The 232-nt window shown below is 72.4% G+C and carries 1 pseudogene; it reads right to left on the bottom strand.

The features are described from left to right. A pseudogene (locus J0695_RS40545) lies at positions 1 to 232 on the bottom strand (metabolite traffic protein EboE); the annotation flags it as partial.

Here is a 232-nt window from a genome sequence, read left to right as displayed (position 1 = left end):
GTCTCGTGGGCTCGGCGAAGGCGCGCAGGGCCTCGCGGACCTCGGGCAGATGGGGCTGCTCGGCGTGCAGGGCGGCGGAGAGCTGGGACTTGACCACGGGGATGCCGGCCCGGGTGAGGTCGTCCAGGGCGGTGTGCGGGTCCTCGAAGGAGGTGGCCAGATGGCAGGTGTCGATGCAGATGCCGATGCGCGGTGAGGCGATGGCGGTGAGCGGGCCGATCGCGTCGTGGGT

The sequence above is a fragment of the Streptomyces beijiangensis genome (genome assembly GCF_017315755.1).
GTDB lineage: Bacteria > Actinomycetota > Actinomycetes > Streptomycetales > Streptomycetaceae > Streptomyces > Streptomyces beijiangensis.
Note: the sequence above shows the minus strand (reverse complement) of the source record. Positions and strands in the feature narration are given on the sequence as shown.